Annotated in this window: 11 protein-coding genes and 4 pseudogenes; 8 read left to right on the top strand and 7 right to left on the bottom strand. The window is 37.4% G+C overall.

What is annotated here, in order from left to right; all coding sequences use genetic code 11:
• Nucleotides 1-326 (top strand): DUF421 domain-containing protein (locus M1K46_RS22790; RefSeq protein WP_256227831.1); only part of this gene is annotated, 326 nt, incomplete at its 5' end.
• Nucleotides 327-957: 631 nt separating this feature from the next.
• On the opposite strand, the pseudogene M1K46_RS22785 reads toward M1K46_RS22790, so the two are convergent.
• A pseudogene (locus M1K46_RS22785) lies at nucleotides 958-1,145 on the bottom strand (IS110 family transposase); the annotation flags it as partial.
• Between M1K46_RS22785 and M1K46_RS22780 the strand changes: the two are divergent.
• From M1K46_RS22780 to M1K46_RS22770, 3 genes and pseudogenes are all read left to right on the top strand, one after another.
• Nucleotides 1,145-1,757 (top strand): annotated as a pseudogene (locus tag M1K46_RS22780) (transposase); the annotation flags it as partial. The pseudogenes M1K46_RS22785 and M1K46_RS22780 sit on opposite strands and share 1 nt — an antisense overlap.
• A 466-nt stretch (nucleotides 1,758-2,223) precedes the next feature.
• Complete coding sequence (locus M1K46_RS22775) at nucleotides 2,224-5,013, top strand: DUF3289 family protein (RefSeq protein ID WP_256227829.1); 2,790 nt, start codon at nucleotides 2,224-2,226, stop codon at nucleotides 5,011-5,013.
• A 26-nt stretch (nucleotides 5,014-5,039) separates the two neighbouring features.
• Nucleotides 5,040-5,531, top strand: a complete 492-nt coding sequence (locus M1K46_RS22770; protein WP_256227828.1) for a hypothetical protein — start codon at nucleotides 5,040-5,042, stop codon at nucleotides 5,529-5,531.
• 126 nt (nucleotides 5,532-5,657) lie between these two features.
• Here the strand turns inward: M1K46_RS22770 and M1K46_RS22765 are convergent, their stop codons facing one another.
• Entirely contained in the window at nucleotides 5,658-6,461 is an 804-nt protein-coding gene (locus tag M1K46_RS22765) for an MBL fold metallo-hydrolase (protein WP_256227827.1), read from the bottom strand.
• Between the two features lie 549 nt (nucleotides 6,462-7,010).
• Here M1K46_RS22765 and M1K46_RS22760 point away from each other — a divergent pair.
• Entirely contained in the window at nucleotides 7,011-8,867 is a 1,857-nt protein-coding gene (locus M1K46_RS22760; RefSeq protein ID WP_256227826.1) for a hypothetical protein, read from the top strand.
• A 52-nt stretch (nucleotides 8,868-8,919) separates the two neighbouring features.
• Here M1K46_RS22760 and M1K46_RS22755 read toward each other — a convergent pair.
• Nucleotides 8,920-9,906, bottom strand: a pseudogene (locus tag M1K46_RS22755) (L-dopachrome tautomerase-related protein); the annotation flags it as partial.
• Between the two features lie 914 nt (nucleotides 9,907-10,820).
• On the opposite strand from M1K46_RS22755, the gene M1K46_RS22750 reads away from it, so the two are divergent.
• Nucleotides 10,821-11,120, top strand: coding sequence for a hypothetical protein (locus tag M1K46_RS22750; RefSeq protein WP_256227825.1), 300 nt, complete (start codon nucleotides 10,821-10,823; stop codon nucleotides 11,118-11,120).
• A 328-nt stretch (nucleotides 11,121-11,448) separates the two neighbouring features.
• Here M1K46_RS22750 and M1K46_RS22745 read toward each other — a convergent pair whose 3' ends face one another.
• Nucleotides 11,449-11,667 (bottom strand): AbrB/MazE/SpoVT family DNA-binding domain-containing protein, encoded by a 219-nt coding sequence (locus M1K46_RS22745; protein WP_256227822.1) that lies wholly within the window; start codon nucleotides 11,665-11,667, stop codon nucleotides 11,449-11,451.
• A gap of 179 nt (nucleotides 11,668-11,846) precedes the next feature.
• On the opposite strand from M1K46_RS22745, the gene M1K46_RS22740 reads away from it, so the two are divergent.
• Together M1K46_RS22740 and M1K46_RS22735 are read left to right on the top strand one after the other, a co-directional pair.
• Nucleotides 11,847-12,458, top strand: a complete 612-nt coding sequence (locus M1K46_RS22740; RefSeq protein WP_256227820.1) for a hypothetical protein — start codon at nucleotides 11,847-11,849, stop codon at nucleotides 12,456-12,458.
• A 12-nt stretch (nucleotides 12,459-12,470) separates the two neighbouring features.
• Entirely contained in the window at nucleotides 12,471-13,121 is a 651-nt protein-coding gene (locus M1K46_RS22735) for a hypothetical protein (protein WP_256227818.1), read from the top strand.
• 100 nt (nucleotides 13,122-13,221) lie between these two features.
• Here the strand turns inward: M1K46_RS22735 and M1K46_RS22730 are convergent, their stop codons facing one another.
• From M1K46_RS22730 to M1K46_RS22720, 3 genes and pseudogenes are all read right to left on the bottom strand, one after another.
• A complete protein-coding gene (locus M1K46_RS22730; protein WP_256227817.1) occupies nucleotides 13,222-13,416 on the bottom strand; it encodes a hypothetical protein in 195 nt (64 codons plus the stop codon).
• Nucleotides 13,409-14,101: pseudogene (locus tag M1K46_RS22725) on the bottom strand (M24 family metallopeptidase). Before M1K46_RS22725 ends, M1K46_RS22730 begins: the two are co-directional and overlap by 8 nt.
• Nucleotides 14,076-14,444 (bottom strand): aminopeptidase P family N-terminal domain-containing protein, encoded by a 369-nt coding sequence (locus M1K46_RS22720; RefSeq protein ID WP_256227816.1) that lies wholly within the window; start codon nucleotides 14,442-14,444, stop codon nucleotides 14,076-14,078. Before M1K46_RS22720 ends, M1K46_RS22725 begins: the two are co-directional and overlap by 26 nt.
• Between the last annotated feature and the right edge of the window lie 29 nt (nucleotides 14,445-14,473).

The raw sequence follows: 14,473 nt of genomic DNA, 5'->3' as shown, positions 1-14,473 counted from the left end.
TAACAGATGTGGAACTTGCAATAGTAGAAGCAAATGGAAATTTAACCGTTTATAAAAAAGCGAACAAATCTTTTGTTACGATAGAGGATTTAGAAATTAAAAAGAAACATGAAGGCATATCCTACCCTGTCATCTTGGAGGGAAAAATTGATTCTACTGTTCTTAACCAGTTAAACTTAAATGAAAAATGGTTATTAGATCAATTACAAAAGAAAGGAATCAAAGAATTGGATAGCATTTTTTTCGCTTCGATTAATGATAATCACGAACTGCATTTCTCATTTGTCAATGATGTTACGAAAGCTACTCTCCCAATCGTACATTAAGGATTAAGAAGGTAGATGTTTTTTTATAAAGGAAATATTTTTAATTAAATTAATCTTTAATCATAAACGAGGATCGCCTTTATAAAGGCGTGTCTTTTTGTATTGGGCCAGATTGTTGAACAATGTCTATTCAACTATCGAAGCATGATAATTCAACAAGACAAATTAAAAAAGTCGATTCCTTATTACACGAACCGGCTTTTTTTAGAAGTTGAAATCTGTTTAAGGGTCCTACCAACGAAAACATAGGCTAAGGCTGAAAGTTCCGTCATATAAGGACTTTTCTGTCTAATCACTTTTTATCATCTGACAGGCTTCTTTAGAAGCTAAAAATCTTGATATATCAACGATGTATATAAAATCATGCATAGTCGATAAACGGCAATCTCTTGAATCGTATGGGATTGCCGTTTTGTGCTAACTTCATATTTACGATTATGTTAACTGATAATGAATAAGATACGCAGTTATTATTTATTATTTTTCTTTAACCTTAATCGTAAGAAATCACAGATCAGAAGATCCAAATAAAAATATCTAATATAGGAAATTATTCCCTTATAATTATAAAATAAATAAATTAAACTAAAAATTAGTTAATTATTGGCAATGGTTAATCATATGGACGTTCTTCATCGGGTTGTTTCTGGTGAAGATCATTCGGAAATGGGGTCTCTTCCAGTACAGCCATAGCCATTTTTCCGAATGACTCACTTGAGTAAATTCAGGAAAATAGCGATCTAACCAGCGAATCATCATGTTTTTGACACCTGCTAATTCCTCTGTCAGCTTACTTCTAAACGATGACCCGACGCGCAGGGCTCAAATCTCCCCAAAGACCGAAACAGTGCATCTCATTGAAGTCGTTGCTAACTCCATCGTTGTAACAGAGGGACGTGAGATGGCTCGTATTGAAATCGCCACACACGTCCGCAGTTACCATCAGTTAGATCAGGAAATCGAAGATCTTACTCAGCTACTTAGTAAAGCTTGTTCAAACATCTGTAGAGTACGAATGGCTCTCAACAGTTCAAGGGCTTAGAGATACAACAATTGTTGATTTATTAGCTGAAATCGGAAGTTTTTCATACTACAAGGATCCACGCCACTAATCAAACTCGCGGGATTAACGTTACGTGAAGATTCATCCTGTCAGCATAAAGGACAAAAACGTATTTCCAAACCGGGCAAAATAAAGCTACGTGCCCTCCTTTTCCGAGTGATGATGCCGATGATTGGACACAATAAAGCCTTTCGTAGAATGCGTGAGTATTACACCACCAGAGGCATTAATCCGTTAAGTAAAAAAAAAACAATTGTTGTACTATGCGGTAAGCTACTAAAAGTATTACATGGATAAGCACAAAGCAAACAGCGTTTGATGCAGAACGAATGATAAAAGATATTCCTTGTCTCGAAGATGCAGCTTAACGCCCTCACCCTTTTAATAAGCACTAGACCATAGGGTGACACGGAGAAGCTGGCGCTATTTTCACCATCCGACCTAGAGTCCCTAAAGGAGCATCGCTAGCCTCTACCTTATGACTAGACCGAACAAAGGAATGTAGACACTCAGATGCCAAGAGACATGGGAGGGTACGTCATCATAATCTACGCAGAGATTCATTGTGCAACACGTACTGATCCCACCCACACAAACCATATTAATATTTATAGAGGGAGTTGAACTAATGACATTAACTCAAGGATTTTGACAATATTTCTTTGGATGGGAACCACGATAACGTATGCTTCGCTCATTAAACCAAATAAAATTGCGTTATAAAAGTCGGCAACAGATTTATAAGTATCTACCAGAGTAAATGCATACCACTTCTCTCTATATAGTTATATTTTTATAGGTTAAATTAATATTTTTATAGAGGAGACTTTCATGATGAAAAATAAAGTAAAAAGTATGTTGAGTTTTTTATTGACCTTTGCAATTGTTTTCGGCGGATCTGGGCAAGCAGTGGTTGCCAAGGGTAATAACCATGCTAATCAAGGACAACATAAGAATTTTAGTGAGCAAAATGTAAAACAGTGGTTAAGTGAATATGAATTCTATGAGGATACCAGAGATGCAAAAATCTATGATAAGGTTGCAATAAATGAATTAAATCGTCTCGCACCAGTCATAAAAGATACGAATGCTAAGTTTGATTCTAATGCACTAGATAATCTGATTGTGGAATTTGATAAAACCGGAGACTTTAAGCAAAAAGATATGAATGAACTTGATATGTTTGAACAATTGATTAACCAATATGAAAAAGCAGTTCAAGAGGAGTATATAAAAGGAGTGGTTCTAAAAAGTGATCTGCTCTTAAAAATCAAACATAGGTTAACAGTATGTCTATGGGGGTTTGTATCAAAAAACGATTTTAATGAACCAACTGAAGTATTAATTTCAGATATACTCTTTAATTTTTATTTATCGGATAAAATTGTCAATAAAAATGCTATCGGCATCTTAACGGATATCTCTGAGCAAACGGATCACAAAGGAATAAAAGCTCATTTGAATAACGCTGTGAAAATGTCTGAAAAAGCTAATGGGTTTCTAGAAAAAGATCTAGCTACCCCTGCATCAAAATCCTATCAAAATGCATATAAACAAGTGTTATTCGGACTAGAAAAAGCAGGCTATCCATTTAACACAGACTTCTTTGATTCTACCTCTGACACGGATGGTGACACTATAACAGATGGAATAGAATTCGTAGAGGGAATGAATCCATTTATAAAGGATACAGATGGTGATGGATTAAAGGACAATATTGAATATGAGATTAAATCATTTATTTCCCCAACAAAATATGATACAGATCATAATGGCATAAGTGATGCAGATGAAGATATCGATGAAGACGGCCTGAATAATAAAGATGAGCAGGTTTATCAAACAACTTTGATTAAGAAAGATTCAGACCAAGATAGTTTAACTGACGGATTTGAAGTACATCAGTTTGATTCATTACCTAATAAGTATGATACAGATAGCGATGGGTTAAGTGATGGAGATGAATATACTTTAAAGACAAATCCGAATGTTGCAGACAGCGATAATGACGAGATCATAGATTCACAAGAACTCCATGAACAATCTATTCGTAAATCATTGCCTGATAAATCAGAAATTACAAGTGTAGAAGTTAGTTTTAGTGCAAAGGATAATATTAATAAAACGACTAGAATTAGCACAAACAAAGTCAATAAAACAACTAATTTATACGGTATTATTGGTTCTCCTGTAAGGATCAATACTCAATCAGAAGTTGATAAAGCAAGCATTAAGCTTACTTATGATGAAACGCAGCTAGGAGACACATTGGAAAATGATTTAGGCATCATTTGGTATAATGAAGATGAGGAAATGTTTGAAAGCCTTAACGCTGTGTTAGATACAAGTAAGAATACAATAAGTGTGGAAACTAATCAGCTTAGTGAATATATGGTTGTTGATAAGACAAAATGGTTGGAGCTTTGGAGTAGGGAAATAGACTACTCAAGGACGCAAGGTGTAAATGAAATGCTGCTTCGCAATATTGCAACGAGAACAGGTGGAAAGTACGATCCAGCTGCAAGCATCGATAAGTGGAAGGATATTGTCTTTAGTAGTGATGATTCAGGTGATGGAGAGATAGATCCAAAAGATTCAGATGGGGATGGCTTATACGATACCTATGAAATTGTAGGAATGAAAACACCATACGGTATAATCTACTCAAATCCTAACATGAAAGATAGTGACGGAGATGGATTAACCGATGGGCAAGAAATGGGTCCATTCAAAACATTCACCGTAGACATTTTTGGAGTTACTATTCATTTTGAAGGTTTCTTTCCAACCAGTTTTCCTGACCGAAAAGATAGTGACGGAGATGGAAAGTTTGATAATGAGGATTCGAGACCGTTGTACTCTGATTTATCCGATTTAGTAATTTATCAATCAGATAGACCAGAAGGCTATGATGAAAATGGAAATGTAGCGAATGATATGAAAACAAATGATTATACAGGCGATGAAATGACTGACATTAACTGGATGTTCAGATTCCAATTACTTGAATCTTATTTCCCAGGTATTCTCTTTGATGAGTTCGAGACAATGTCAACAAGCATATTTTCTACGGGAGATATGGAAGATGTTGTTTTAGATATGATTGATCATTTTGAGGAGGGAACTGGTACAGCGTATCGCAATCAGACTTTAACTAAAAAAGCGAGTGAGCATGAGACAACAAAAGCCTATGTTGAATTTGTCAAAAATGCGTTAGTTGATGAGTTAAAGAAAAATGGAGGTAATTTGGCAGCACTTCAGTTTGATAAAAGTACAAAGGACACTAATAAATTTTATCAATATATACAGGATAATGCTTCTTACCCGGTGTTTCATAATAACAGTGATATTATAGACGGACTTACAATTACAGTAAATGATACTTGGGGGAATACCGTATCCGTAAAAGATTTTTCAGTAGAGAACAATCACTTTAAAGGTGTCATGCATGTTCGTTTATATGATCATTTTGGGTTAGATCAGCCAGATGTGGAGAAGGTGTATGTCAACTTAGCAGGATTTCGTGCCTGGTTTGTCTTACAGCATTATGATGAATATGATGGCAAATATAAGCCCTTTGTTTCTTTAATGGAAATGAATATACCATTCGAGGGGGAATTGTAATTAAAGTTAATTTAAAAATTTTAGTTTTGATTATTGGTATATTCTTCATACCATTATACTTAATTGGATGTACAAAGAATGGGGAATCAAGCGGGGAAACAAAGATTTTCGAAATTGCCAATACAGAAGAGATCGTTGGTAGAAAGGATGAAGAAGTGACGACTCTTAGAAAACATTATATGATTCTGAATCCACCCAATGATTTAATAGATTTAAAAGAATTAGTTGAAAAATACATTAAGAATCATCCAGTTGAAGATGAAATTAAAGTAATAGAAGGCAAAAACAGGATTTTTTATATGTCCTTCTATAGGGAAAGTGACGATTTGCCAAGAGACTGGCAGCCTGATGAAAGTTACATGAATACGGATCGGATGGAACATCATAAGCGTGATCTCATTGCATCGATCATTTGGTCAGATGCTGAACCACAAAGAGAATACAATGTTTATGATAAAAGTAAGGAAGGAAAGGTCATGAAGCGGATGCATTTTATTGAGGATCAGCTTGTTGAGTAATACACTAACATATAAAACGATATGCAGCCGGTTACAACGTTAAATAAGCCAGCTGGTAACATAATCGTAGTTCACGGAACCAAGTCAAACATGCAAAACCCTGAATTTGGCCAAATAAGCCTAAATTCAGGGTTTTGCTTTGTGCCAAAGAGAGGGAAAAAGCACGTTTTCCGGAAGGGGCAGCGTACCTTGGTTTATCATGGCCAGCTCTTTAAGCCGTTTGTTAACATCTCCGGAATAAAGTCCTCCGTGATAGCAAATTACCTGTTGAATATCCAATACGGTAAGCTTCTGAAGGGACCTAATCGCTTCTTCCATATCCAATGTTTGCTGAGAATCAGGCGGGTGCAGAACGCCGTCTATAATGACTAAAGCATCTCCTGCAATAAGGGTTTTGCTTTCCAAATGATAGAGGCTCGTATGTCCGGGTGTGTGTCCGGGAGTGAAAACAACTTGTATTCCATAGCCGTAGGGGAGGAATTCTCCATCTTTTATTGTCCTGTTCACTCGGCCTTTTGGCGGGTTATTGAGTACTGCTTTAAAAGCTTTTACCCAATCTTCGGGAACATTGGGAGGAATCATTGAGTCGACTTGTGCTATGGCTTCAGGCGTCATCTTTTTCCCCTCAATATAAGGCTTTTCCAATTCAGTTGTGAGAACTTCAATCTCCGTGGGAGCATGTTCCAAAATTGCAGGCAGGCTGCCAATATGATCTAAATCCTGGTGAGTTATGATGATGTTTCGAAGTTTCTCCAGCGGGACATCTGCTTTCTGGAATGCTTCTAGAAATAAAGGAAGCTGTCCGGGGTATCCGGTATCAATGAGAACAGCCCTTTCCTCATCCCAGATCAGTGTGGGGTGGACAGTATCCTTTTTTCCTAATACTGCCGCAGAAATGTCCAGCATTTCAATTCCTTTGTGAATCCTCATGCGCATCCCTCCATACATATATTTCAGTTAGTACTCAATTTCCGATCTTAGTTGTCTACTATTAGAATAATGAAGGAATACAACTGGTGTCAATGAAAAATATTTTATTATAACATAATAAAATATTTTTGTCAATATAAATTTTAGATCAATAAATCAACTTTTTATTCTATTAATAGGTGTGCCTAGATTCATCATATTATTGTTTCAGAGTTATAAAAACATTATTAAAAAGCAAGGAAATGGTATTTTTAATAATGTTTTGAAAGTTGGCAAAGAGGGAAATTAAAAAGGAAAAATCCCTATATAAGGATAGTAATATACATTTTTCAAATATAGAGAACTTGCATATTTACCGATTCTTAACCTAGTAAGCTCATTTCCACACGGATTATGTAGGTTCGTTGGGTACATTTTTTGGAGTAGATCACATGGCTTTAGATGCTACAAAAAGTAAACTTTTTATTTCTTTAAGTGGAGTTCTTGCGGCAATTAAGACGGATGGCAAGTACTATGTTATGGATGTTCGAAAAAGGGGAGGTATGCCAAGTGACATTAGAAAAGTTGATACCTGGTCTTGGGGATTATCTTTTCATCGAACCAAAGTTCATAAGGTCTTCAGACAACAAAGATTTTGAGGAACTTGTCTCAGAAGTAGCTCCATCAGCACAAGTGTTAGAAAGTACTGGAGGAGATGACACACAGATATTACAGGATGCCATTGACCATTCCAATGGTGAAAGCTGGATTGTCCTTAATGGGGAATTCAACCTAAGTGGAAACTTGTCAGGAAAGAAAGCAAGAATACTGGCCAATGATGCTGTACTAAAAACCAGTGCTGCGGGCGATGCTTTGACCATTCAAGGGGTAAAAGTTGGGAACTACCAAGCAACAGGAGGTTACACCCAAGGAAGGTCTTATGTTTTGCTGAAAGATACGACAGGAATAAAAGCGGGTCACCTAATCCGTTTCGTGTCTACTACTGAACAATACCATCCATCAAGAAGCTATTTCTACAAGGGTGGGGATTTTATTGTCACCAGAGTTGCCGCAGATAGGGTATATCTCACTGGAGCTTTAAATCACGACATTAGTGCTGTGGATACGGTTGAAGTTTATGAGCCGGGACAACTAATGCTTCAAGGTAAGCTTAGAATTGAAAATACGGGTGCTTTACCAAACGGACAAACTGGTCTAATGTTAAAGTATTCTGCTAACAGTATCATAGAAGGGTTAACAGTCGACAACTTCGTCACTTGTATCTCCACTACCTTCTGTGTTAATGTCAACCATATCGGTTCAACCACAGAGAGAGCTTGGTATACAGGCTCAGGAACCAGCTATGGATTTGCAACCATAAGCTCAAGAAACGTTCAATATGAAAGCTGTTCAACACGTACTGGACGACATGGTCATACAGGAGGTGGATGGGAGCCAGTTGACAATGTCGTTATGAAAAACTGTCATTGGTTTAGCGAACAACAGGGCAATCAGTATTCCCTTGACTTCCATGATAACTGTGGCTCAATTACAATCGAAAACTGTGAAATGGATAGTTTCACAATAAACGGGAACGTGAAAATGGAAAACTGTACGGTTCATCACCGGGAGAAAGTGGACAGCTCCTATAAATCGGGAGATGATGCCAATAAGTGTAACTACGTTTTTGACAATATCCAGTTCCCTAATGGAGGACAGCTAACGTTGTCAGGTTACGCTCAGTCTGGCGGTACTTGGACAATGGATAAGGTTGGTTCCATTAAGCTAAGTAACATCCACGTTAAGGGTGGGTCACTACAATTCAACATGAGAGCGAAAGACAGCCAAGCTTCCATGCCTACACAGAACATTGACAATGTTATCGTAGAGAACTGTACAAACGTTATGGTGTTGATGAAAGATAGTATCGAGAACCTAACGTTACGAAATTATAAATTCCTAAATGATGCTGTTCATATCTACCAGTATACAGGAGCTTCCTTGATAAAGAACATAATTATTGAGAATGCTTATACAGCTGCTAGATACACAGGCATTCAGCTATTAAACTTCAAAAGAGCAACGTTCATCAACTGTTCTGATTTGAGTATGGGATATGATTCTCCACGTGGAATCATAACATCTCCAAATACTCAGGCCCACGTTACGTTCATAAACTGTGATTACACTAACCATACTCAAGGCTTTTCTTTTGACATATCAGTGTATACCAGAATTGATTCAGCAGTAGGAACGTATGGAACACCTAAAGGTCAAGCCATAACTCAAGTTCCAACCCTAACAGGAACAGCTGCACCTACAGTGATTCCATCTGCGATTGGACAAGAGTTCCTAGATACTGCAAATAAGAAACTGTATAAAGCTTTTGGAACTACGGCGGAAACTGATTGGGTTGTACAAAACTAACACTAATTAAATATCATGATTTTAGAAGCTAGGGAGTTTTATCATTTTCTGCCTGCCGATGTAATTGGTTGACAATGACATATAAGTATTGATCCGGACCAATCGAAAAAGTATCCGGCCATAAAATTCTCGGATCATGTGCGATGGTTTTCATTGTGCCATTCGGCAATATCTTTCGAATACTGTTGTTTTCATAGTCACCAGCATAAACGGTTCTTTTTGCATCCGTGATCATTCCATCAGACGCACCTTTTTCTCCCCAATATTCCACATGATAAAGTAAATCATTATGCGGTATAGTTCTGTCTCTCAGTGCTTCTGTTGAGATCGAGAACAGATGACGGCTGGTTAGTGGACAAAAAAATAAAATCTTTCCATCTGGAGAAATTGCGATACCATCAGACGCCAGTCTAAAGGGAGAAGTTGAGCCATCTTTGTTTCGATTCATCAAAATTTTACCTTCTACTTTTGGTAAAAAATAGGGATCGGGTGAAGTTGGATTGGCTCCATTTAACCGTCTAAACGCATTTCCATTTTCTAAATCTACGACAATAATAGCTCCTGGTCCTTTGGAAGAAGAATCCGTTATATAGGCATAACCTGCTTTACCAACACGAAAATCAAATCGGACACATTCAGATAAGTTGTTGGGCAGTACAACATCTTCTGTAAAGGTATATACTTTTCTTATTGTATTGGTTTTTAAATCAACAGCGACCAGTTTTGCTCCCCCTTTAATAGGTTCTGAAAAATTTGGTGCCGCTGTGTCTAATACCCAGAGTGTTCCCTTCCCATCAGCAACTACACTTTGGACACTGATGAAAGACATTGTGATATTCCCTGGGTTTACCAAATTGGTTTCTAAACTAGGATAAGGCTGCAAATCATCCCCAACAATTTCCCCCACTGTAAATTTAACGTCGTCTCCCCATTTCGGAAAGCAAATGAAAATACGCCCAGTTTCTGAAACACTTACACCTGTAGGCATAGCCCCATAAAATGAATAAACTAATTCTAACTTACCGAAATATTTTTCCATAGGGAGTATATATCCCCCTCAACAAATTAGAACGAATATACTTATATATGATTGAAATTTTTTCTAGTGCCTGGTTCTTAATGAGGTTTTCATGTAGATTCAATTCATTGTTTTGGAATCTATGAAACGTCTCAATAATAAGGTTTTTCTTAAGAAAGCGAGATTAAAAGTAAAAAGGCGTTAAGGGCTTTGACGAGAGTCCCAGCAATTCCTCCTAGTGGAGGATATAACTGGCTGAGGGTTTTTTACACCTTTATTAACTATGAAGGACGTATATCCAGAACTGATATAGACAAATACGTATCAACAGGATTATGTGAGTAGAAAAAAGTTCTTGCTGCCGGCAAGAACTTTTTTGACAGATTGATGATTAGCTAATTGTATAATTAAATGGAACTAGGAAGTAAGAACAAAAATTAGTTAAAAGCGATTGAATAAGGGGGATCCGTAGTTCCACATTCATACTGTAGAAAGCATAAATACGATGTCCTTATTTTTATAAATGGAGACGTAACGATAAGCAGTTATTGGATGTTAAAGTAAATTCATACATCTAACTTACTCACTAGACTCTTGCATAATTAGCTGATTTCCCGAAAAAAGGGCATACGGGTAGTGTAGCTAACAAAATCAATTTTTTAAGCGATCAGTTTCAGGGTTCTAAGGACCTGTTCCAACGGGGTATTTGCCAGTCCTTCCTGGTAAACATACACCACCAGTTGCCCCATCATCTCGCTTCTGATTCTTCTGACTGTGTCTCCCAGCGTTATGGGGATTCTTTTGACCAACAATAGGAAACTTTTAACCTACCGGACTATCCATGCTATACTACATGTAATCCTTGAGCTTTTTTCTTCTGGACTTGCCACAGAGGAATGGTTGGCAGAGAGCCATCCTGTGAGAGGAGAGGTTGTATGGAGATCAATCTGAAAATTAAAATCTCCCCAGAAATGATGCAGGTTATCATTCTGGAATACTCTACTTCTGCTTTTAAGGCAGAGGGCAAAGGTCATCACTTTCCTTGTTGGGGGTGGTGGCTTTTGTTTTATCCAAAGTGGTCTTACTGTTTGACTCAGCAATATCGCAGGGTGAAATTATTACAGCCTTATCCTCTGGGAACAGCTCAAGCTGACTGTCCAAAACAGATTTATCAAACCTTGTGGTTACATTACTTGAAAATTCGATTTTTCCTCGAATCAATCGATGAAGAATGAACCCACCGAAAGAAGGGTGCTATGTGTGCCGTTCAATTTTTCTTCAGACCACAAACAAAAATCCTAACTGACAACCCATTGATAGGGTTTTTTTATTCTAGTATTTTGAATAAATACCCCTAGATACAAAATGAATTTCCAAGTGATTTTCGAATAAGTTATAACACGATTTGGAAAATAAGCATTTTTACTCATGAAATATGTTTAAAATCGATATAAAATCAAATCATGTTATAATTATTGTTATAATCAAACTGTGTAAAGGAGGGGATTTATGGAGGGATTTGGCTCAAAAGAAAAAAGAAAGTGGGGATCCCACCTTCTAGTTTTATCTTTCATTTTTCATATACTCGTCTATAATACGAAATATTCTTTCTTTGAATTTCGCTTCTGATGATTCTGGATTATTTGTAATAATGATCTTCCCATTATCGTAAGTCATTCGAACCAAATCGTCTTCTCCTACACCTAAGTTTTTTAACATTTCAAATGGAATTATTACACCTAGTGAATTTCCAACTTTTCTAATTTTTATATCTTTCTCCAATACAGCATCACTCCTTAAATCTCGCAATAAAATAACTGGATGAAGGAGCTGCACCTCCTTCATCCGTCTTAATTGATTATACTACATCGCCACATTAAAACAAAAAGACGTGGATGAGGGTTGCTGTTGACTTTTTAATTACGCAAATAACTACAAATGAAAAAAGGGAGTTGGTAGTCGTGACAGTATCAAGTAAAGGTCAGTTTAAAAAAATGGGTGTTGTGTTTGTATTAGCCGCATCCGTTAGTATGGGAATTGGAAACGGACAGGCTTTTGCAGATACTTATCAGGAAACGGGAAAGATGTCCGGCCCCCATTACGGTAATGATGCACTTTTAAAGTATCTTCCAACTTTACCCGATGACGGTTACAGGCTTGCTGAGGATGCGTATACAGGATGGGAATATGAAAAGGTAACAAAATCAAAACACAAGAAAACCTATTGGGATCATGAAGCAGACAATTCAAAAAACAAAGAGAAACGGACAGTATCGATGAGTGTGGAACGGTCTAAATATACAAGCTCAACGGCTTCATCAACAGGAAGTCTTAAAGCGGCCGTAGCAGAAATTGCGATCCATTATGAAACCGGATGGGGTAAGACAAAGAGCGTGAGTACAACATGTACGTATACTATTCCTGCAAAACAAAAACATCTTCTGAAGTTTGGTAGTAAATATGTAAAATCGGCTGGATATGAACGCTACTATAATATGGGCAAATTAAAAAAGAAAAGATCCATCCATAATAAGTGGACATATAGGGAGTATTCAGCACAAGAACCCATTTAAAGGATGAGGAGAATGAACAAATATTTGGCCTGCCTGATATTATCTATAGCAATCACAGCTTGTTCCAATGAGGAAAAGAAATCTAATCCTAAAGAAAGAGAAGCCTCAACCCAAGAATCTAAAGCTCACAAAAGTCAAACAGCGCAGTTAACTAACCATGAAAGATTGGATTTTGGTAAACGGTTTGACAACTTCAATTTTCATCCAACATTATTTAAGGTACAAATTAAGAATAATAAGCTCGTTCTTGATATGGATTATCAATTAAGTGGAAAGCTTGTAAATTTCTTATCAAAAGGAATCGTTTACTCCTATGGAATTGGTTTTCCTGATCAGACTGTTGAAGTAACTTCGCTGGAACAATCCACATTTAAGCCTGGCCCATCTTTTTCTCAGGGTGATTCACAGCGCAAGTTTTGTCATTTGCGCTTAGTTGAAGACATCCCTCATCGCTTAACGAAAAAGCAAATCAATACTTTAGAAAAGCAAATCAAAGGTTATTCATTCGTTGTTTTAAATAAAGATAATGATACTGTATTTATCATGAATGACATCTATGAACGGTCAACGATCGACCCTGGGAATGCTATACAGGAGGATTTAGGAAAAGTGAAGATAAAAAGCTTACAAGGATCCATGCTCGCTCCACAGTTGGACAAATAGGGACTTACTTTTTAGAGGTTACCCAATCATAAATACTTGCGATTATACAAACATTTATGAAAGTGTCAACACAAGTGTTTATGTAGATGTAGATAATAAGCTATACACGAATAAAGTAATGGGCTCTGTCAGTGATTATCTTTGTATTCAAAAATTCAAAAAACTGAAAGGACCAAACCCGGTCTGTCTTCTCAGCTAAAGCCTCATAACTTTTTGAACCATTCACGTACTTCATAACGGCTTTCTGTTTAAAGTCATCGGAATAGGAAACAAATCGCTGTCCCTTTTTAACCATAGAAAATCCCCTCCAAGTAGTGACTTTGCCTCCATGGTACCATGGAGGCTTTTTCTGCCCCGTTTTTTCTTAAAACCACTGTATCGGAATACCTGAAGCCTCCAATTCCGGGAATATAGATTCCGGGCTCAACGCAGAATACCATGCCTTCCTCTAAGAGTAAATCACTTCAAAACGGATATAAGGCTCTTCGTGGGCAGAAAACCCGAGGCCGTGTCCTGTCCGGTAAACGGCATAATCCGCGACGCCGGCTTTTTGGAACACATCTTGTAATCTGGTCCACCTCTGAAGCGGAAACTACTGACTTTATGAAATCAAGCGCCATTTTCTGGGCTGTTGTTGCCAGATCAAACATCTTTTGCTGATCATCATTTGGCTTTCCTATAAAAATCGTTCGTTCCAGCTCTGCGCGATAACCATTCAGTGCAACCTGCCGGCTATGAATAACTCCATTCCCATTTTGAAACCGTCTCGTGTTCGAGAAAACATGGGGAAGAATCTTCCGTTCTTTTCCTGAAGGCGACATAACAATCGTATCGAGTGTGGATCCTGGATAATCCCTTGATGCCTTTGCGTACAAAGCAGCATTTCCTTTCGCATCCACCTCGAGTTCACTGACGTTTTCTACACACGCTTTTAATGAGGTTTCCAATGCGAGGTTAACCAGTTCTCCCGCTTTCTTCATCATGGCAATCCTTCACCTGGTAGCCCCAATATGTTAATGCTTGATAAAGGCTTGTGGGTGCGTTTGCAAAATCAAGGCCAATCGTGGAACCTTTGGTATTTCCTTTAACAACAGATTCTACTAAACTCATATGCTGTGTTTGTGATTCTTCAGGATGTTCATAATAGACCTTGACTTCTTCTACTTGGGCTGATTGCCCGGCATGGAGTTCTTCAAGACCAGGAAAAACAAGCGTTGATCTTTCTTTATTTATAATAAGGAAAATAGAACTTGAATAAATCAGTGCTTTAAAACTAGTTAGATAATATTGGTGATCCGGCAGCATAATAACTGCCGCATCCATGCCCCACGTTCAAGATACCTTCTGAATGT

The organism is Fictibacillus sp. WQ 8-8 (assembly GCF_024494405.1).
GTDB classification, from domain to species: Bacteria; Bacillota; Bacilli; order Bacillales; family Fictibacillaceae; genus Fictibacillus_C; species Fictibacillus_C marinisediminis.
The sequence above is the reverse complement of the archived record's forward strand: the minus strand, read 5'-3'. Positions and strand labels throughout refer to the sequence as shown.